Source organism: Spartinivicinus poritis, from assembly GCF_028858535.1.
GTDB lineage: Bacteria > Pseudomonadota > Gammaproteobacteria > Pseudomonadales > Zooshikellaceae > Spartinivicinus > Spartinivicinus poritis.
This window is the reverse complement of sequence record NZ_JAPMOU010000062.1, coordinates 1-19,135: the sequence shown is the minus strand read 5'-3', so window position 1 is coordinate 19,135 and position 19,135 is coordinate 1. Positions and strand designations below refer to the sequence as shown.

General features: G+C 40.3%; 19 protein-coding genes. 2 read left to right on the top strand and 17 right to left on the bottom strand.

All coding sequences use genetic code 11. The annotated features are described in order from the left end of the window. Positions 1–31 precede the first annotated feature (31 nt). From mutY to rimJ, 6 genes are all read right to left on the bottom strand, one after another. Positions 32–1,099 (bottom strand): A/G-specific adenine glycosylase, encoded by a 1,068-nt coding sequence (gene mutY, locus ORQ98_RS25860; protein WP_274691722.1) that lies wholly within the window; start codon positions 1,097–1,099, stop codon positions 32–34. Beyond that, positions 1,099–3,309: an AsmA family protein gene (locus ORQ98_RS25855; RefSeq protein ID WP_274691721.1), complete on the bottom strand. Its 2,211-nt coding sequence runs from the start codon at positions 3,307–3,309 to the stop codon at positions 1,099–1,101. The genes mutY and ORQ98_RS25855 overlap by 1 nt, the downstream gene beginning before the upstream one ends. Before the next feature lie 100 nt (positions 3,310–3,409). Continuing rightward, positions 3,410–4,537 (bottom strand): NAD(P)/FAD-dependent oxidoreductase, encoded by a 1,128-nt coding sequence (locus tag ORQ98_RS25850; protein ID WP_274691720.1) that lies wholly within the window; start codon positions 4,535–4,537, stop codon positions 3,410–3,412. 109 nt (positions 4,538–4,646) lie between these two features. Next, on the bottom strand, positions 4,647–5,261 hold the full coding sequence (locus ORQ98_RS25845) for an SPOR domain-containing protein (RefSeq protein ID WP_274691719.1): 615 nt from the start codon (positions 5,259–5,261) through the stop codon (positions 4,647–4,649). A 158-nt stretch (positions 5,262–5,419) separates the two neighbouring features. Next, positions 5,420–5,986 (bottom strand): hypothetical protein, encoded by a 567-nt coding sequence (locus ORQ98_RS25840; protein ID WP_274691718.1) that lies wholly within the window; start codon positions 5,984–5,986, stop codon positions 5,420–5,422. An 89-nt stretch (positions 5,987–6,075) separates the two neighbouring features. After that, positions 6,076–6,630, bottom strand: a complete 555-nt coding sequence (rimJ, locus tag ORQ98_RS25835) for a ribosomal protein S5-alanine N-acetyltransferase (RefSeq protein WP_274691717.1) — start codon at positions 6,628–6,630, stop codon at positions 6,076–6,078. Positions 6,631–6,972: 342 nt separating this feature from the next. Between rimJ and ORQ98_RS25830 the strand changes: the two genes are divergently transcribed. After that, the gene (locus tag ORQ98_RS25830; protein ID WP_274691716.1) at positions 6,973–7,227 is read left to right on the top strand and encodes a hypothetical protein; all 255 of its coding nucleotides are present in this window, start codon (positions 6,973–6,975) and stop codon (positions 7,225–7,227) included. Between the two features lie 71 nt (positions 7,228–7,298). On the opposite strand, the gene ORQ98_RS25825 is transcribed toward ORQ98_RS25830, so the two are convergent. The 4 genes from ORQ98_RS25825 to ORQ98_RS25810 form a co-directional block, all read right to left on the bottom strand. Next, complete coding sequence (locus tag ORQ98_RS25825; protein WP_274691715.1) at positions 7,299–8,234, bottom strand: helix-turn-helix domain-containing protein; 936 nt, start codon at positions 8,232–8,234, stop codon at positions 7,299–7,301. After that, a complete protein-coding gene (locus ORQ98_RS25820) occupies positions 8,221–11,418 on the bottom strand; it encodes an efflux RND transporter permease subunit (RefSeq protein WP_274691714.1) in 3,198 nt (1,065 codons plus the stop codon). The genes ORQ98_RS25825 and ORQ98_RS25820 overlap by 14 nt, the downstream gene beginning before the upstream one ends. A gap of 3 nt (positions 11,419–11,421) precedes the next feature. Beyond that, the gene (locus ORQ98_RS25815) at positions 11,422–12,534 is read right to left on the bottom strand and encodes an efflux RND transporter periplasmic adaptor subunit (RefSeq protein ID WP_274691713.1); all 1,113 of its coding nucleotides are present in this window, start codon (positions 12,532–12,534) and stop codon (positions 11,422–11,424) included. Positions 12,535–12,655: 121 nt separating this feature from the next. Further along, a complete protein-coding gene (locus ORQ98_RS25810; protein WP_274691712.1) occupies positions 12,656–13,429 on the bottom strand; it encodes a DUF4344 domain-containing metallopeptidase in 774 nt (257 codons plus the stop codon). A 508-nt stretch (positions 13,430–13,937) separates the two neighbouring features. Between ORQ98_RS25810 and ORQ98_RS25805 the strand changes: the two genes are divergently transcribed. Beyond that, entirely contained in the window at positions 13,938–14,549 is a 612-nt protein-coding gene (locus ORQ98_RS25805; RefSeq protein ID WP_274691711.1) for a PH domain-containing protein, read from the top strand. 497 nt (positions 14,550–15,046) lie between these two features. Here ORQ98_RS25805 and ORQ98_RS25800 read toward each other — a convergent pair whose 3' ends face one another. From ORQ98_RS25800 to ORQ98_RS25770, 7 genes are all read right to left on the bottom strand, one after another. Continuing rightward, a complete protein-coding gene (locus tag ORQ98_RS25800; RefSeq protein WP_274691710.1) occupies positions 15,047–15,502 on the bottom strand; it encodes a GNAT family N-acetyltransferase in 456 nt (151 codons plus the stop codon). Between the two features lie 72 nt (positions 15,503–15,574). Continuing rightward, positions 15,575–16,375: a hypothetical protein gene (locus ORQ98_RS25795; RefSeq protein WP_274691709.1), complete on the bottom strand. Its 801-nt coding sequence runs from the start codon at positions 16,373–16,375 to the stop codon at positions 15,575–15,577. Between the two features lie 206 nt (positions 16,376–16,581). Continuing rightward, on the bottom strand, positions 16,582–16,890 hold the full coding sequence (locus tag ORQ98_RS25790) for a DUF1272 domain-containing protein (protein ID WP_274691708.1): 309 nt from the start codon (positions 16,888–16,890) through the stop codon (positions 16,582–16,584). Between the two features lie 32 nt (positions 16,891–16,922). Then, positions 16,923–17,426: a hypothetical protein gene (locus ORQ98_RS25785; protein WP_274691707.1), complete on the bottom strand. Its 504-nt coding sequence runs from the start codon at positions 17,424–17,426 to the stop codon at positions 16,923–16,925. Between the two features lie 60 nt (positions 17,427–17,486). Beyond that, a complete protein-coding gene (locus tag ORQ98_RS25780) occupies positions 17,487–18,002 on the bottom strand; it encodes a DUF6933 domain-containing protein (RefSeq protein WP_274691706.1) in 516 nt (171 codons plus the stop codon). A gap of 24 nt (positions 18,003–18,026) precedes the next feature. Next, on the bottom strand, positions 18,027–18,797 hold the full coding sequence (locus ORQ98_RS25775) for a metallophosphoesterase family protein (RefSeq protein WP_274691705.1): 771 nt from the start codon (positions 18,795–18,797) through the stop codon (positions 18,027–18,029). Between the two features lie 39 nt (positions 18,798–18,836). After that, positions 18,837–19,135 (bottom strand): hypothetical protein (locus tag ORQ98_RS25770; protein WP_274691704.1); only part of this gene is annotated, 299 nt, incomplete at its 5' end.

Genomic DNA, 19,135 nt, shown 5'->3' with positions numbered 1-19,135 from the left:
ACACCTACATAAGGAACGTGTACAAAATAACTTATAAACTGGCGGCTAACTTTTGAATGAGTTTTTTAACTGGGGCTGCTAACCCTACTGTAGCCGGCTGATCAAGGTTATACCAAAGCCACTGTTCTGGCTCCAATAACGGTTGGGTTGATTGGCGCAAAAACAGCTTAACGGGAGTTATATCTAAATGATAATGACTAAATGTGTGGCGTAATGGGTTCCAGACTTCTGGCTTAGCTAATTTTAATTGTAGGGTATTTTCTAATGATGTTAGCCACTTGGCTTGCGCTGTATCAGCGTCAGTTTCAGGTAAGCTCCACAGCCCACCCCAAATGCCTGCCGCCGGGCGCTTATTCAGTAGCACTTCACCATGTTGATTAACAATCATTACCAGACTGGTTTGTTTTACTGGCAGTTGCTTTTTCGGCTTTGGCTCAGGGTATAAATGGGTTTCATCATGCAAATTGGCCTCACACTTTTTGGCCACTGGGCACAAATTGCAAACAGGTTTGCTACGTGTACAAACTGTAGCCCCCAAGTCCATCATTGCCTGGGTATAATCACCAAATCGCTGCTTAGGGGTATAGTGTTCGGCTATATCCCACAATAGTTGTTGTGTTTTTGCTTGGCCGGTCCAACCAGAAACACGATGAAACCGGGCCAACACCCGTTTGACATTGCCATCTAATATGGCTGCCCGTTTATTGATGGCAATGGATAAAATGGCCCCCGCTGTAGAGCGGCCAATACCTGGCAACTCTGCAAGCTCCTCAACCGTGTCAGGAAACTGCCCCTTGTATTCATCCACCACCCTTTTAGCCGCTTTATGCAAGTTTCTAGCACGAGCGTAATAACCCAACCCTGTCCACAAATGCAGTACTTCATCAACCTCTGCGTTTGCCAGTTTTTTTACCGTAGGAAAGCGCTTCATAAAGCGCTCATAATAAGGAATAACCGTGGCCACCTGGGTTTGCTGCAACATAATTTCAGACACCCAAACCCGATAAGGAGTTTTATTTTGCTGCCACGGCAACTGCTTGCGCCCATACTTATCAAACCAGGTTAATACTGGCTGGTTGAACTGCCTTGCTGGAATCATTAATTAAATAAGCCCTTTATTAAATCTTTAACTTGCTCGCCACCTTCATCTCCAAGCTTATCTTTTAATTTATCGCCCAGCTTGTCATCGAGCTTTTTATCTACTTTACGTTTAAGCTCGTCTTTAATCAGTGCCTTAGCAATATCTTTCATTCGCTCGCCATCGACACCACATAGCCCATCTTTTTGGCTAAACTTGCCCTTACAGCGAACTGGCCAGCGAATATTCGCATAGCGCTCATTAATCCGGCAAGCTTGATCACCCAAGTCACTGGTTTGACCTAAAATCGTTAAGCCTAAGTGATAGTCCAGCGCTTGCTGTACCAAGTCAACTTCCCCATCACCATCCAGTTTCATCTGATCAAGCGATGCAATTAAGTCATCATTTTTAGCCACACCCTGCCGGATATTGAACTGCCCATGTAATGATTTAAATTGAGTATTATTATTCCAGGCTTGATCACCCACGTTTTCTTTGCGGACTTTCGCAACCGCTTTACAAACCATGCGATTAATATTAACCCCAGCAAACTGACCATCATTAACTTTAAACTTCACCATACCATTTAATTGTTTGGTTAATTCACTAGCTGTTAATCCTTTCGTGGTTATCTGGCTGGAAATATTACCCACCCCCGACACTTGATTAACATCCGCTAAATTGGTTAATAGTGGATTAACCTGTACTCCAGCCAGCTGGTTGTTTGCTTTAATTACTGGTTGTTTACCTCGTACATCCACTGTCAATTGCTGCTTAAATTCCCCATCATACAGTTTGGCAGATAGATTTTTAACCTTAACCAAACCACCCTTAGCGGATAATTCCAACGTTACATCAGACAGTTCAGCTTGTTTGGCGATGAGCTTTTTCAAGGTCATTTGACCAGCTACGTTCAACCCTTTTAATGCATCAACCGGGATGACTGGCTGCTCTACAGCGGGTGCGGGTGTAGTTTCAGCCTTTGGTGAGCTGCTAGGTGCAGACGCTTCAGCAGTTTTTGTTGTTTCAGCGGGTGCTGGTGGTAAATAATGGTCAACATTAAATTGGTCAATTTGTAAATTAAACTGTAGTGCTTGAGAAGCAATATCAGTAATGGACAGATTGCCTGTTAGTTGGCTTTCATCCAAGGTGATATTCAATGAACTTAATGCCAGCTGTTTATCAGTGCCGTTAAATTGTGTGTTAAGCGCAAACTGGCTAAATGCTTTATCAGACGCTGTTTCTGGCATCTCAACACCTACCCCTGACAACCATTGTTTAATATTTAATGGTTTTACACTCAGCTTTCCACTCATTGCAGGTGAGGTAACAAATTGCTTGATTTCACTGGTAAAGGTTAAATCCAGGTCGCCAAACTGAGCATGCCAATCATTTAATGACAACAGTTGCTGTTTTAGATCAGCAGCAAAATTACCTTTAACCGTACCTTTAACACTTTTATTATTGGTCGGCTCCCCGACTGCAGCCAAGTCCCAGTCTAATTCTTTCATTTGGTAATGCTGACCAATAAAGTCCAACATTAACGTCGCACTTAATCGGCTATCTAACGATAAACGAGGCTGACTGCTGTTGTAGCTAAACGATAGTTGAATGGGAAAAGGCTTAGCACTGGCAACCGCGCCTGTTGTAAAGTTGATATTACGAATTTGCTGGCTAGTACCAGCCTGCTCATCGGTATAATCCAGAATCATATTTTTAACCTGGATACTTTCAACCGCTAGTACCACAGGTTTACTGTCTTGACTCTGTGATTTATCAGAAGACGATGGTTCTTGTTTTTTTTGCTCTTGCGATTTTTGCTGATCCGCGGTTGCTGGTTGTTTGGGTATTTCCCAGTTGCCCTTACCGGTTTTATCTTTAACTAACTTTAAATTTAAGCCTGTTAATACAACATCATTCATTTCTACTCGACTACTGAGTAAAGGCCAAAGCTCTAAACCAAGCTTGGCTTCCTCCAGTGCCAGCAGTGGCTGTTGCTTACGGTCTAACATCGACACATCATTAATAGCAAAACTCAGTTGAGGAAAAAGCGTTAGCCCAATATCGCCATTAATCCGCATTTGAAACCCAGTTTTATCCTGCACGGCTTTTTCCAGCTGAGGTTTATAGTCATTTGGGTTAATAATCGAGTTAATAAATACCAATGCTAATACAACCAGCAGCAACAATACTGCAATTGTACCTAGCGTAACTTTCAGTAGCGTTTTCATTCAGTAGCCCTTATACGTTGGGTATAGGTGTCAGCATTTCGCTATCCGCACATTTTACTCTATTCTGAGGTGTCTTGATATAAACGACAGGATAAGCTTGTTATTGGCTTACCCAGTGCGCCACTTTTTCAGCAATGGCTAATGCAGCGGTTAGCCCTGGGCTTTCAATACCAAATAAATTGATCAAACCAGGCATGTGGTGCTCTGTTTGAGTTTGAATGATAAAGTCTTTGGCCGGCTCGCCAGGCCCCTGTAGCTTAGGCCTGATACCTGCATACGCAGGCATTAACTCTTGTAGATTAATGGCTGGATAGTAACGCTTAATGGCTTGATAAAATGAGTGGGCTGTGGACTCTGGCACATCATAATTCACATCATCGACATAAGCCGTATCAGGCCCAAACCGCACACGTCCTGATAAGTCTAATGTCGCATGAATGCCTAGCCCAGTGGTATTCACTTCAGGTGTAGGGTAGATAAGGTGTTGAAAAGGACTCCACCCCTTTAAGCTAAAATAATGCCCTTTACAATAATACAGCGGCGGTATGTCTTTATCAGTGAGCCCCTCTATCCCTTTAGCGACTTGCTGCGCTCCTAAGCCTGCGGCATTAATCAGCCAACGCGTTTTAAACGAATAGCTTTCCTGATGCCCTGCCCCCGACAAGATAGTCACATGCACAATAAAGCCATCTGAAACTGGCTCTACTCTGTTTACCTGGGTACCAAATAACGAAATAGCCTGCTGTTGTTCTGCCTCCGTTAACAGCCTTAACATCAACTGATGGCTATCGATAATCCCACTCGAAGGTGACAACAAAGCAACAGAGCAATTAATAGCTGGCTCTAACGCTGCTACCGCTGACTTGTCGAGCCATTGCAAGTCATTCACCCCATTGGCTTCTGCCTGTTGATAAATGCGTTGCAGTTGTTGCGCTTCTTCCTGCTTGCAAGCCACAATCAATTTGCCACATTGCTGATAAGGAATTTGATATCGTTGGCAATAGTCGTATAGTAATTCTTTACCTCGCACACAAAGCTGAGCTTTCAACGACTGACTAGGGTAATAGATACCTGCATGTATCACTTCGCTGTTACGACTACTCACTTCTTCGCCAAAGTGAGGGTGTTGCTCCACAATGACTGTCGTACAGTTATCTGTAGCTAATCGAGCCGCTATTGCCAAACCCACAACCCCTGCACCAACAATAGTGAAATCCACTTGCTCCATAATATTTCGCTAATCGTCTCATGGTAAAGGTACGTTATAACCCAAACAGGCAGGCGGTTAGAAACGCTATTTGCGTTTCTAACCTAAAGCAATAAAAGCTAGAAAAAAGTTACTTCGCTGTGCTGAGTAGCGGTTGAAGGTTAGCCATGGTTCGAACCCATGGTTTAAGAAACTGAATCTGCTTCAGTGGTAGTCGGCTTAACTCTTTTTTGGCCTGCATTCTATTCTCATAAACTCCATAAAGCAGTAAATGCAAAGGCTGGCCATTCGATTGCACCACTACATGTGTACTGGAATATAAAAAGGGGTATTTAAGCTGCAGGTTACTGATGGTCTTTAGCTCAGAAGCAGCAATTAATTGGATAGTTACATAATGTCGTGGTACTTGCCTTAAGCGAGCAATGGTTTCTAAATGGTCAGTTTTGTTGGCCAGATTTAATGCCATCAACCGTAACCGATCGTTTTTTGCTGTTTCTTCTAAACTCGTACGCTTTCCTGGTACATTAAGGTCATCACACTGCCATTGGTTTTCCACTTCTATACCTGACTCACACTGCCAGGGCGATGCCAAAGCCACCCCCTTAGTTTGTTCTGGTTGCTCAACTGCATAAAGTGTTGCTTCATCTGGATTTTGATTCATCCACGGTAGCCACTGGCACCCAGATAGGCAGCCTAGCATAAGCCCGCCACCAACAGCTGCCCACTGTTTAACCCATGATCGCATTTGTCTCATACCTAAATAAAGGTTTATTATATATAAACTGCTAATGAGGTATTTTTAGTGTAGCTATTAATTGAGATTTTACTGTATTTTTATGAAAGGATTTTTTAGCAAAACAAGCAATTGAAAATTGAGCCACCAACCCGCTTCAATCATTCAGCTTAAATTGGCTTTTCACCCACTATGCAAGTTTCATCTTTTGCAATACGAAGGGAGGGCATCGAAGTATCAAGCAATAGTCGTTTAAAGCTTTCGATTTGGACTTTTGCACCTAATCTTTTAGCGATTATAGTCTCCTTAAAATTAACTCGAATTTTATCACCCTCGCGTGTTTCTTCCACATCAGTTCGAATAATATCTAATGTCTCTGTGAGTGCCGAAGCCACCCTCAATTCATCAGTCAGCTGAGGTCTTAGCTTTCGTTGTAAAACGGTACAAGTAGGATCTGAATAAATTAAAATATCGGCATCTTCTTTATACAGTTGCATCAGTTGATTTAATGCTTTCTGTTGGGTGAGTTCAGTTATTTTTTCCAGAAAGCTTCCCACATGATGCGCTGCTACTTTTTTATCAGATTTTAAGTGTATTTGTTTCCCTTCTCCTTTTGCACAAGGTTTATCCTGAAAGGTAAGTTTACCATTCACTTTACACTGATAGACTGCTGCACTCAGATTACTAACGCCAACAACCATTAGTATAAAAAATAATAAGTTATAGCAGTACTTCATAATAACCCTTCGCTGTGAGTATATACCGCTTAATTTTCACCTTAAAAACAACTTAAGGAGTGCAGCGTAATTAACAGTACAATATAGCGTTAATGCTTAGGGTTAACCAATGCTGTTAAAATATGATCCTGCCATTGCCCGTTTATTTTCAGATACGATTTAGCATAGCCTTCTTGTTGAAAACCCAGCCTTTTCAGCAATGCCTCACTGCGTACGTTATGAGGTAAGTAATTAGCCATAATTCGGTGCAAATCCAGCTGCTCAAATACATGACTAATTGCATTACTCAATACTTCGTACATTAACCCTGTGCCTTGATAGCGAACATCTATTGAATACCCAAGATGACACGCTTGGAAAACGCCTCTCACAATATTTGAGAAATTGCAGCAGGCTATCATTTCATTCTTTTGCTGATTTAATACAACTAAAGGGAGCATTATGCCTTGTTGAAATAGTTCAAACGAATTAGCCAGCCTTTCCTGCCACCCTGACAAAGAATGAAAATCAGCATCCCGTTGTGGTTCCCACGGAGCTAAATGCTCCTGATTAAACAGATAATATTGATAAACCAAATCTGCCTGATCAGGTTTTAATAGCGTTATTATCCCACGGGAAATATTAATTGTTGGTATCGTATCCATACTACTTACACCCTTAAAGAACGAATTTAATCACGCCTTAAGTAACACTTTCGTTATAAGAATACAACTGTTGTTTATCAAAAGCACGTTATATTAGTAGCTCAATGGCCGCAATTAATATAAACAACTATGCTTATAAATATAAAAGTAGAGGCCTGAATATAGCCAATGCGAATGGTTTTTAGGGGCGGCTGTCGAGCGATGAGGCTCCATGAGTTTATGTTTTTATAAATGATTGGGGTGAAGAGCCACGACAACAAACCCTAAAGATCATTCGCGAAGGGTATACCTTTTCAGATAACAAAGACTCTGAGCATTCAGGCTAACCAAAGGAGTTTGGATATGGCTATCACTTCTATCAAACATCAAATCAGTACCACCACTCGTCAAATTAATCAGCTCATCAGTCAACTAGAACAACTGTTACTGGAAGCACCCGATCACCAAGAAGCCATCAGCATCTTAGAAGACCTACAAACCTATGCCAGTGCTCTTATCGATAAAACAGAAGCAACTTTAAACAAAACAGGCGCGCACCACCGCTCACCTGAACAATGCTATGAACAGGATTTAGCGGCCGTCATGGAGAAATGGTGATTAAATTTATTTGAAAGGTAAGAAAAAAATCGTTTTTCATTTATGCTGATTTAACCCAATACTACCAATTCCTATGAATTCCTAATCGGCAATTGCAACGTTATTTCGGTGCCTCGTCCTAAAATAGTATCCGGGTTATGAATCCATTCGACCACATAACTGTTCATATCAGGCTCAATATCATGGTGCAATAGATATTCGTATAACGCATCCCAGGCTGCGTTATACCCAGCGTCAGTGCTTACAGTCACATGACAACACAAAAAGTTTGCTGCTTTTACAGTTAAATTCGCTGGCTGCGAAGATGTCACTGGATACCCTATCAAATGGATCTGCTCATGATCGGGCTTATCAAATTCTTGCAGTTGAACAATACTGACCATTTGTTGCTTGCCTTGCCGCTTGAGCGTTTGCCAATAATCAGCCGTTTTAAGAAAACCTGGTGACTTCATAGCCTTCACGAAATAATATTGATCGGGAAGTGACTGAATATCAAACTCGATGGTTTGTGCCATTTGCTGTTCTAAGCAGCGTTGGGCAATGGGTTTTGGGTGCCCCAGTTGATAGGTCAATGTCTCTAATTTGTCATAATCATAACGGTTTGCCCGAATCTGTTTAGCGCTATAACCTAACGCTCGTCGTAATGCTTTCGCCAACGCTTGTGATGATGAAAAGCCACTGAGTTGAGCCACATCCGTAATGCTTAGCTCCAGTTCTTCAGTCAGCAATAATACTGCCCACTGCAAACGTTGCCGCGCGATATATTGTCCAGGTGGCTCAGCAAAGACTAAACGAAACATACGATGAAAGTAGTGTGGTGATACTGCACATTGTGCAGCAATATCCTCCCATGAAGGTAGCGGCGTATGATGTTCAATAGCTTGCTCCAATCCCTTATCCATGAGTTTAAGCGCCTGTTTAAAGCGTGCGCGCCATTGGGGCGCCAGTGCACTCAATAATTCTTGCTCTGGCTCCAGATTAGTAAATGAATAATCAGGCTGTTTCATTTGCGGGCCTCTGCCTTATTACGTCGATTTTATTATCATTCGTACAGGCTTTATTCAGCGTAATTGGATCAGATGATACTACGACCTCTGCCTTTTTATATTGACCCAAGGCCAATAATAGTGGCAATAAAATCAGCGTAACAGGCGTGGCAAAAAGCTCTCCAAATATCAATGATACCGCAGCTGGTTTTAAGTATTGTGCCTGCTCTGAGGTTTCTAATAATAATGGCAATAGGCCACAAACTGTGGTAATTGTCGTTAAAAATATGGCACGCATACGGCTCTTGCCAGCTTCGATTAATGCCCTTTTTACTGGCATACCTACTCGTATCAAGTCATTAAAGCGAGTCATTAAAACCAGTGAATCGTTAATCACTATCCCAGTCATTGCCATCATCCCAAACACCGATAACAAGCTAATGGGTAATCCCATTATGCCATGTCCCAGCACCGCCCCTGCATAACCAAAGGGAATGACTGACATAATGACAAATGGCTGCCAGTAAGATTTAAGCGGTATCGCCAGTAGCACATAAATAAGCAATAAGGTGAGCAACAATGCTTTTTTAAAACCATGCTGTACAGTGTTGATTTCATCAAACTCACCTGTCGCTTGAATGTTGACTCCAGGAAATTGTTGTACCAGCTGAGACACTGTGGTTTCTTTTAGCTGTTGCCACACCGCTTCGGGTGCCATTATCCTACGATCTTGCCGCCAATAAATGGTAACTACTTCATCACGATTACGCCGATAAATAACCGCTGGCTCCCGCTTAAATTCCAGGTCAGCCACTTCACCCAACACAACAAAGTGATGTTTTGTTAAATGCACAGGAGTCATTAATAATTGTTGCTGTGTTTTACGCAATGCCTGGGGGAGGCGAATTAATAGCCGGCTTTCCTCACCATTATGCAATAAGCGTTGTACTTCTAAGCCGCCATAACTGCCGCCAATTAATATTGCTAACTGGCTTTGAGTCACACCCAGCTGACGACCATAATCATTTACCCGCACATGCAATTGTCGTTGCCCTCCCTGGCTGTCATCAAATACATCATTTACACCAGGATAAGTATTCAGCGCTTGTTTTACTTGCTGCGCCACTTGTCGAGCAAATTGACGATCAGCAGCAGAAACGGTAATTGCTGTGCCGCCAGCCAACTCATCTGAAGCACTAAATTGTATTGAATAAATGCCTTCTAATTGCCCAGTCGCTTTTTTCCAGGCTTGAATAAAATCGGTTGCAGGTATCTTACGCAAAGCTTCCGTGCTCAACTCAGCCACTAACTCTACTTTCAACGCACTTTCCAGTGCCACCAATTGCCGCTTAACCGGTGGTCTCTGTAATTCATATTGAGTTTTAAATGCCCTATTTACTTGGTTCAAAGCTGTTTCCAGCTGCGCTGCATTACGGGCTGTCAGTGGCAATGGTGCATCTAGGTTCATTGAAACGTTAGCAGTAACAAATCGACCTGGTATTTCAGGAAAAAATACACTTCGAATCGCGCCATTGTCCCATAAACCATAAGCGAAGATCATAAAACTAGTAAATAATAGCAATACAGGGATTCGGTTATGTAACGTAAAATGCAATATGGGTTGATAGATTGTTGCAGAAAACCAGTCTAGTCCACTCAAACAATAATGACGCAATTTTATCCCTATTGCCATTAACCATTGCTGAAATATAAATAAAGTTCGTGGTAATAAAATAGCTTTTTTTCTACTTTCATAAGCTAAGTGGGCAGGTAAAATTAACTTGCTCTCAATCATCGAAAATAACAGAGCCAAAATCACGACTGCTGAAAAACCGGCTAATACTCGTGCTAATTCATTTTCAATCCACAACATGGGTGAAAAGGCTGCAATGGTTGTGAACACACCAAACACTGTCGCTACTGAAACAGCATTAGTGCCTGTTTCAGCTGCTTTTTTAAGGTCGTTTGGATAACGCTGCCTGGCTTCGTGAACGCTTTCACCTACGACAACTGCATCGTCCACCAAAATACCCAACACTAAAATCATGCCAAACAGGGTAATATCATTAATGCTGTAATTAAATGGGCCCATTAACCAGAGAGCCCCTGTTATAGAAACCGGAATACCCAATGCAACCCAAAATGCCAATTTAATATTTAAAAATAGTCCCAGTAATACCAACACAATTAATAAGCCCTGCCAGGCATTTGTTCCTAATAAATCTAATTGCTCCTGAATATAGGGGGTCATATCAGCCAAAGTATCCACTTTAACCGCTGTCGGGAGTACGGGTTTAAGCGAATGGATAACTTGCTTAACGGCTTCACTGACACGAAATAAATGATCTTTTTGGCTAGTAGAAATCAATAAGGCAACAGCAGGTTGTCCTTGAAAACGCACTAATGAATCGTCTTGTTCAAACCCTCGACGCACGTCAGCTATTTGCCCCAGTAAAACACTCCCTTGCGCAGTATTGAGAATAGGCAGTGACTTTAATGCTGGTAAATTATCCGCTGTATGATCACCTCGTAGCACCAGATTACCACGTGCAGTTTTTAATTCCCCTCCTGGAAAGTCCAGCGACCATTGCTGAACTGCTGCAGATAATGCTTCTATGCTGACTCCATAACGCCTTAACTGTACTGGCTTTGGCTCAATAATAAGTTGCGGCTGTCGTTTACCTAAATTACTGACTTGTGAAATATCGCTATGTCGTTTTAATGCCTGTTCAGTCTTTAAGGCGGCTTCCTGAAGCACATCAGGAGACACCTCTCCATACACCATTACATAAGTTGCCAAGTTGGTAAATTCATCTTGGGTAATCTGCGGTCGCTCCGATTTTGCAGGTAGCTCCGTAATACTATCAATGCGATTACGAATATTATCCAACAACTGCTTTAAATCTGTTCCCGTCGTTTTACGCACCCGTACTTCAGCCAACTCACGAAAAGACTGACTATTAATTCGGTCAATGCCTGGCACCCCACTGATGGCACTTTCAATACGTTGAGTGATTCCTTCATCCACCTGACGGGCTGATGCACCCGGATAGTCCACCCGAATCACTAGTTGAGTCGGTGGTATTTGTGGAAAACTTTCAATGCGCAGTGTATCCAGTGATAAAATACCCCCCGCTAAAATCATTACCATTAATAAGTTGGCTGCAATAGGATTATCAATAAACCAGGAAGTTAACCATTTCATAAGCTAGCCTGTATGATGACTTCTTGGTTGAATTTTTTGACCATCTAGCATCGTGCCCAATGGATATATCACTATCTGTCGTGTTTTATCAGGCTCTTTATTAAAACGTACCCAAACCCTTTCAATATTCTGATGCATTAATGTGACTGCTTCTCGCCTTAATAACTGCTGTTTATCGACAGTCCACACATAACCATCTTGGGTGAGCACAGAGGCAGGTGCATCAAAAAGCTGGGGTTGACTGGGCCCTTGAAAATGCACCATGACTTGCTGATCTGGCAGTAGCCTTTGTTCACCATTGTAGGGGCGATTGACTTTGAGCACGACACTTCGTTGCCGAGTCACCTCATTACGAATAGGGTTTATATAGCGAGTCGTCGCAGGCCAGGTAGTATCATTGCTACTAACGACCGTTGCCGTCTGTATAGATTTAAATGCCCCTAACTGTTGCCAAACATGTTCAGGAATTTCCACTTTAATATCAATCGAGTCACTGGCCGCAATTAAAAACAGCTGATCACCTGGTTGCACCCACTGCCCAGGTGTAACATAGCGCTGTAAAATAATGGCAGGAAAAGGTGCCTGTATTTTGGTATCAGCCAATCGTTGTTGGGCATAAGCCAATGCGTTAGTTGCGGCTTTTACTGCTTGCTTGGCAACAGCTATTTGAGGTTCAAGGCGGGCATAGGCATTAGCTAAATGCCCACCGCTTTTTTTGGCGACAGTTTGTTCATATTTCAGCTTCACCAAAGCCAGTTTTGCTTCTGCTAGCTGCTTAGCGGCATTAGTTGCTTCCGCCTGGTAACCAATCGCTTGCAACGCCAACATTAATTGGTTTTGCTTAACTAAACTGCCAGGCTCTAGTGCCTTGGGCAACTTGATGACCCGTCCTTCTACAGCAGCAGCCACTTGAGTGGCCCAACGAGCCTGACTAACAGCAGGTAACTGGACATTGACTTGACGACGCTCAGCGTGCAACTCGACAATCGTCACTGGCAATAAAGGGGGCTGTTTCGTTGTTAGAACTTCATTGGCGGGAGCCAGCAGGTCAATGCTGACCAAAGTCAACATAAGGATAGTAACAGCACTGACCCACCATTTATATTTATGTAGCACAAGCTTAATCCACCAGGGTTATGTCGGTTCATATCCTAGTATAAAAAGTTTGTACTGATAAAAAGTGTCCCAACTTGCTAAAAATATGCTTTTTGTTTTGGCTATAAAAAGTGGGGCATATTTAGTGTTTCAAATAGTTTTTCAAAATTTTAAACCAACTGTCACGTTGCCGTTCATAGTCATCAATACACAATTCCATTCTTTCTTTCGAAAAGCCTGCCTCACGAGCTAGAGACTTGTATTTATTTGGAGTACTACCATATACATAACATAGGGTGTTGTAATATCGTTGCACATCTAAACTATGCTCATCCCAAAAATCTTCTTCCTCAAATTCATCAATATCCTGGCTTTCTAAATCAAACAAGTCAGCTGCACTAATGGCTATTTCCTGTCCCTCTTCAAACAGCTCGATTAATAAAATGGTAGCCAGACTATCTACAGCATCCTCTTCTTGGCCAACGACTGGCAATTGGTAGATATCAATAAGCGCATGGCCAAGCTCATGAAAGACTGTATGCATCAGCGCATCAAACATGGCATCTTCAACACTAACTCCCGTTTTGGCGTAATCTGACTGGGTAAAACGTGCTTTGACTTCATCAATAAAGGCATAAGGAATATAAATACGCTTCTCTTCAGAGTCATAAAGCGGTCCTTCCTCTCCACCAAACACCAGAGTGATCGGGGGCTTAATAACTAAGCTTGTTTTGATACTCTCAACAAGCACATCAATAGCGTCAGTTTTTGTCAATTGATGCTTTGTACTTATCTCCACATGACTGGCAGGCTTTTCAAAGATGACATTTAGCTGGGCATTAGCTAACGGTGACAGTAAACAAGATAGGACAAAAGGAGTAGCTAACCATTTCACACAGTACATACGCAGTTTCATACAACACATAAGCCCCTGCCTTTAAAGTCGACACAACAAGTATTGTTACGTATACCAGACAACCCTTCAAGCATTAATAAATATGGAAGAGATAACAGCTTGTGCAGACAAAGCGTGACTTCAGTACTAGACTTTTGTCGTATCATATTTTAGCGTAGCTGCTCTACATTAAATACTGCTAATTGATGCTTAATTAACTACACTGCTATGGTCGATTTGTTAAAGAACGCTGTATTAAAACACTGCTTTATTACTTAGAGATTGTTATATTACTCAGTCTATTATTTAACAGGCAGTTATACCCATCATGAATCATTTTTAGCTTTGAAAATTAAGTGGTATATACTCACAGCGAAGGATTATTTAGGCAAGGCCACCGAGCGATGAAGCCCCAGGAGTTTAGATAAACTAAATGACTGGGGTGAAGAGTGATGGTAACAAAGCCTAAAAATCATTCGCGAAGAGTATAATTGAAGTCAGTTGATAAGTTTCTAATAAGGTAATGGTTATGTTTAAACGTATTGCTTCGGACGCACTTGGATTTAGTGATATTGGTGAAATCATTGATCCTAAGGATTATGATAAGGTTGACTCTGATGATTACATCATGCACGAAGACAACGAAAAAATTTACTTCCTAATCAAATCAAAGTCTGATGAATACTGCTTTACAAACGTAGCATTTATTCACTTAGATGGCACCAGCGCTATCAGCAAGAAACGTTTGCTTAAGCGTTATAGCTATCTCGACCACGCCATCAGTGATGTTATGCTAGAAACAGCAGGCACTATTGATTTAGATGCAGAAATAAAATTTCAGCTAGGCAAACATACTTTTTCGATTGATGTCAAAAAAGACCAAATTGAACACTTGAAAGATTTATATAAAACGCTCTATGCCATTGGCTCACTACAAAGAGACAATAGCCATTATTACCGATTTGCTGAACGCAGTGTAGAAATTGCTTCTAGCACTGTTCACCGTTCCACCAGCTCCACTACACTTGAAACTCAGTTTAAAGAAATCAATCAACATGCCTTCGACTGGCTACACCTAGCCCGTGATGCTTACTGCAGAAAAGATTTCGGTGAAATATTTGAGAAATACATAAACAATTAACTTACCCCTTCAATTATTTAATTCAGGTATTACAGAATCTGCAGGAGCTTGTCTTATGGGCACCTCTAATAATTGTTTTCTGTCTCTGGCCTTCTGGTAAATTCGCAGTCAAGGCGTTGCTTTGATAGCATGCTGGTGGCCTGTTGAAAAGTAACAACACCGAGTGCGGATTTACCAGAAGGCCCTGAAAGGCGCTGCCTGACGGGCTCTTGCACTGTGTTGGCTTTCTTGGAAAGGCAACCAGCCTTACACCACAAGCCGCCTTGTTCAAGAGCCCGTCAGCGTGCGCAGAGACCATAAACAATTATTAGAGGTGCCCATAGTCTCCTGCAACAATCAATACCCTTTGCATAAAAAATTCTTACCTGCATTAAACTGACATAGTCCATCCAAAACCTTCGATAGATTACTTCCACTGGGGCAATAATTTACATCAACATTCATTTATCGATTCTTGCTAAATACGATGTTCGAGGTAGTATTTTTTATTTAAATGCTTATAATTTCATCGTCATAAACAAGCTATTTGGATCATCAGTATAATTTGCAAAAGGCTCACAAAGCGTAAAACCAAATTTATAGTAAAGTTGATGCGCAGGCTTGAAATAGTCCATTGAACCGGTTTCTAGACTCAACCGTTGATAATTTCTTCGCTTGGCTTCACCAATAATATAATCCAGTAATGTAGTTGCAACGCCTTTACGTAAATGTGATGAAGCTGTTCGCATGGATTTAATCTCACCATGCCGACTATCCAGCTCTTTTAGTGCACCACAGCCAGCTAACTCATTACCCTCCCAAATGCTCCAAAATGTTACATCTGGCTGAAGCAAACCATCTAGATTCAATGCATGGATACTTTCAGGTGGTGAGTTTTCAAACATATGCTGTAAATGTTCATTTAATAATGTTTGAACTGCTGTTCCACTTAAATCATCAATTTTAATAACCATACATCTAATTACTCTAAAAAACTAATAACTATATCAGCTGAAAATTTAAAAAGTATACGAAAGCTTTATACTTTAGTAGTAAATTAAGTAATCATCTAGCCAACCAATTAATTTCTCTCTGCTCTTTTCTATCGCTTCTATCTGTTCCTTATTGGTACTGCTTACAATTTGATTAATCAGCAAAATAATTTGTTTTCTATTTTTATTAGCTGGGTAAAAAATAGCCTTCTGATTTAGAAGGCTGATCAATTTTGCTTGTTTGTCTGGCACATCAGTATCGAGTATCTTTGCAATTTGGCTTTGAGTATCTAATCGCCTGGCAAGACGCTCTTCTAAGAGGCTTTTAAATACAGCCATTTTATTAGTAATCATGGCTTTTTGCTTATCAGTGAGTGAGCCAGTAAAAAATTGAAACCTATCAAAAACCCCATCAACATCATAATCTTCAATTTTCTCACTAAATGCTTCATTTTCTTCAGAAAAATTAGCATACATAGCTAATTTCTGTTTAGTATTAAGCAACAGCATATACTTAGCTAACAATATATTTACCTGTTTAGCCACCTCAAAATAGTTTTCAGCGATATACTGATGCACTTGATTTGCATCAAAGTGGCTTACGGATATATTCTTTAAAAATGCTTTTATCTTAACAATCCGGGGCTTTTCATTAGTCAACAGTACTTTAAGCTCTTTCTCTAACGATTTTTCTTGTAAGGAACTAAGGGCTAAAGTATCAGCTATACGATCAGCAACCAGTGAAGGTATATTACGAATAATCAAGGACTGAAAACTACAGCCAACCAGTAATATCGTAATAATAACAGTGACTAACCAATAGTAAATGTATTGTAAGCTACATAGTTTATTCATTTTTTTGCAATGTATGCGCTAAATTTATTCACACTATTTTGCACAGTCTAGTCCGTATATTTCATCAAATATCAAAGATTCTGGGCATTCTGGCTAAACTAGTTTGCTTCAACTTTTGACAAGCCTTGGTGATTCCAAGGCTAGAAGAAAATAGAGCAAAATGTAATACCAGAAAATTCAGAAATTTGATAAACAGAATAGGTATATTAACGATCCTCAGGTTGAATTACTTTAACAGAATCAGCAAATGCTTTAAGCTCTTCAATGCTATACTTAGTATGCACTCTTTGCGTAGAAGCCGGTTGGTATTCCAAACTCACACCAGGTCGTCTTGCTGTTTTAGGCCGTATTAGCCTGTTAACAAAACCTCCACCACAATTAGGGCAAACATTATTCAAAATATCTTCTACACAACGTCTACAAAATGTGCATTCATATGTACATATCATTGCTTCTACAGAATCAGCTGATAGGTCTTTATCACAGCACTCACAGTTTGGTCTAAGCTCTAACATCACAATCTATACCGTTGATTTTATTTCCTAAATTAAAATCCTTTTTTCATAATATTCCTAATTCTAGCCTTAATTGATGCAGCCTCATCCTTCATGGCCATTTCAAAAAACTGCTTTACCTCCTCTATATAAGCCGGATACTGTTTGGCTAGTACATAGAACCCATTATACGACCAGGCTCTTACAAACTTATTTTTATCAGTCAATGTCTCTCTTAGAAATCGCTCTAACTTTTTACACTCAGTTTTCGCAATAGGCATATAGGGAATTGATTGAAGAATGTGTAGCTTAGACTCCCAATCATCAAGCTGATGTAGTGAGTCATAAACAGATTTAATTTGTTTTTTATCTATCTTATTATTTGATTCCAAAAAAGCTTTCAGTAACCAGGTTGCTCCTTTTTGGCAGCCTGGATTATTCATTAGTTTAATAATCGTTGCTGCAAACTCTGCTTTGATGTGGTAGGTTTCATAAACTTTTGTGATGCCATCTTTTGATTTGCCATCCCACCTAGTTAGCTCATGCTCAATTTTCATTCACTTTTTAGCCTTTAAAAGCTATTCAAAGCTCTCATTTAGTAAGCATTATTAAAATAATTAACTTAGTTGATCAACTAGCTCTTTAACTCTATCTATAGAGTAAGACCAATCTATATTCCTTTGTGGCGTTCTATTGATTTGCATCATTATTTCTGTCAGATTACAGTTCTCTAGCCCACCATCTGAATAAATTATGTGTTTATAAAGACTAGTGATATCATTCATATTCCCTAGCATTTTTTTGCTGTCTGTTTTTGTAAGCTTAGTCTGAGAATAATCACTCAATATCTTGTTGATCTTATCCTTTTCTATACTTTCATAGGCTAATGCTTGCTCAAGTCCATTTCTAAAGATCAATTCTATTTTCTTTATATTATCTTTTTTAACACCATAAAGCATGAATGAAAACAGTGTTTTTTCATTCATAAAAATCAATGATTTTCTTCTATCAATATAAAATATATTTACAAACCAGTCACCTAACTTTGTATTTGTATCTTCTATATCATTCAAGTCTTTTGGCTTTAAACCAAGTTCTTTTTGAACTTTCTGCGTCAACTTTAATTGCAACATAATTATTTTAGTTTAATTTCAAATTCACTCTGTAAATATATAAACGCGATTATCAACATTAAGTACCTGATTATCACCTATTTCTATCAAAGGTTTATCCCAATGACAGTGGCCAAAAATAACAATACTTGAACCATTGTTTTCTAGATGCTCTCTTATAAAAGGTTCTCCTTTTTGATTATTAATAGGATCATCAGGTCCCTGATGTAAAACAACTAAGTCAGTTTTACTTGAAGTGATATTTTCAAGTGACTTCTTAAATTGCTCTTCAGTTTTACGCTGGTTGCGCTCAACTCGACCGATTATGCCACACACACCGCCAATAGTGAGACTGTTAAGATTTGTTGTATTTCCATCTAATACAATAGTATTAGCAGCCATATCCACTTCAGTTATCGCATCATGATTGCCATGAACACCAACCACCGAATCAAATGACTGGGCAAAAGCATTCCATACTGATGTTACATCCCCCGTTCCACCTAACTTATGGCACTCAGGATAGTCATATAAGTCGCCCGCTAGCACTACAAAGTTAACTGTTGGAATCTCTTCTAGCTGCTGCAGCAATAATAGCTCTTCAGCAACTGCCTCTCCTACTAACCGGTTTGATCGCTTATCCCTTTCTCGACCTTGTAAGTCAGATGTGGCAACAAATGCAGTAATGCCATCTGGCAAAGAATCCACTTTTACTTTATAGAACGGCAAAATAATGCTTCTTACTACTCCCCTTCTTCCTGATGATCGATACATCATCTGATGAAAAGGGTCACTTTCTACTGCTAATATTCGCATTAGTTAAATCTTTTATTAAATGTAATACTGAGTAGTATGTTAACTGGATTTATATTCACTGGAAACACTAACTCGTTTAATCCGTTTGAGCTTAGTCATCCCTTGAGAAAACAAGGCACCAGGCTTAACACACTTCACTTGAATGGGAGGACGGAATTTTGCTAGTCGGACTATTGTCTTATATTCCATTGACAGCGACGCAAGCTGATCATTAATTTTATTAGCAATAGTCTCTTGTTGTTCTGGACCTTCATACTCCAACTGCATAACAAGTTCAGCAGCTATTTCATCGGGTTTATCTATAATTTCTAATACATATTTATCACTATAACCTGCCC

Bases quoted from the DNA above. Each gene is read 5' to 3' on its own strand.
- mutY (WP_274691722.1), bottom strand. From the start codon at position 1,099: ATGATTCCAGCAAGGCAGTTCAACCAGCCAGTATTAACCTGGTTTGAT.
- ORQ98_RS25855 (WP_274691721.1), bottom strand. From the start codon at position 3,309: ATGAAAACGCTACTGAAAGTTACGCTAGGTACAATTGCAGTATTGTTG.
- ORQ98_RS25850 (WP_274691720.1), bottom strand. From the start codon at position 4,537: ATGGAGCAAGTGGATTTCACTATTGTTGGTGCAGGGGTTGTGGGTTTG.
- ORQ98_RS25845 (WP_274691719.1), bottom strand. From the start codon at position 5,261: ATGCGATCATGGGTTAAACAGTGGGCAGCTGTTGGTGGCGGGCTTATG.
- ORQ98_RS25840 (WP_274691718.1), bottom strand. From the start codon at position 5,986: ATGAAGTACTGCTATAACTTATTATTTTTTATACTAATGGTTGTTGGC.
- rimJ (WP_274691717.1), bottom strand. From the start codon at position 6,630: ATGGATACGATACCAACAATTAATATTTCCCGTGGGATAATAACGCTA.
- ORQ98_RS25830 (WP_274691716.1), top strand. From the start codon at position 6,973: ATGGCTATCACTTCTATCAAACATCAAATCAGTACCACCACTCGTCAA.
- ORQ98_RS25825 (WP_274691715.1), bottom strand. From the start codon at position 8,234: ATGAAACAGCCTGATTATTCATTTACTAATCTGGAGCCAGAGCAAGAA.
- ORQ98_RS25820 (WP_274691714.1), bottom strand. From the start codon at position 11,418: ATGAAATGGTTAACTTCCTGGTTTATTGATAATCCTATTGCAGCCAAC.
- ORQ98_RS25810 (WP_274691712.1), bottom strand. From the start codon at position 13,429: ATGAAACTGCGTATGTACTGTGTGAAATGGTTAGCTACTCCTTTTGTC.
- ORQ98_RS25805 (WP_274691711.1), top strand. From the start codon at position 13,938: ATGTTTAAACGTATTGCTTCGGACGCACTTGGATTTAGTGATATTGGT.
- ORQ98_RS25800 (WP_274691710.1), bottom strand. From the start codon at position 15,502: ATGGTTATTAAAATTGATGATTTAAGTGGAACAGCAGTTCAAACATTA.
- ORQ98_RS25795 (WP_274691709.1), bottom strand. From the start codon at position 16,375: ATGAATAAACTATGTAGCTTACAATACATTTACTATTGGTTAGTCACT.
- ORQ98_RS25790 (WP_274691708.1), bottom strand. From the start codon at position 16,890: ATGTTAGAGCTTAGACCAAACTGTGAGTGCTGTGATAAAGACCTATCA.
- ORQ98_RS25785 (WP_274691707.1), bottom strand. From the start codon at position 17,426: ATGAAAATTGAGCATGAGCTAACTAGGTGGGATGGCAAATCAAAAGAT.
- ORQ98_RS25780 (WP_274691706.1), bottom strand. From the start codon at position 18,002: ATGTTGCAATTAAAGTTGACGCAGAAAGTTCAAAAAGAACTTGGTTTA.
- ORQ98_RS25775 (WP_274691705.1), bottom strand. From the start codon at position 18,797: ATGCGAATATTAGCAGTAGAAAGTGACCCTTTTCATCAGATGATGTAT.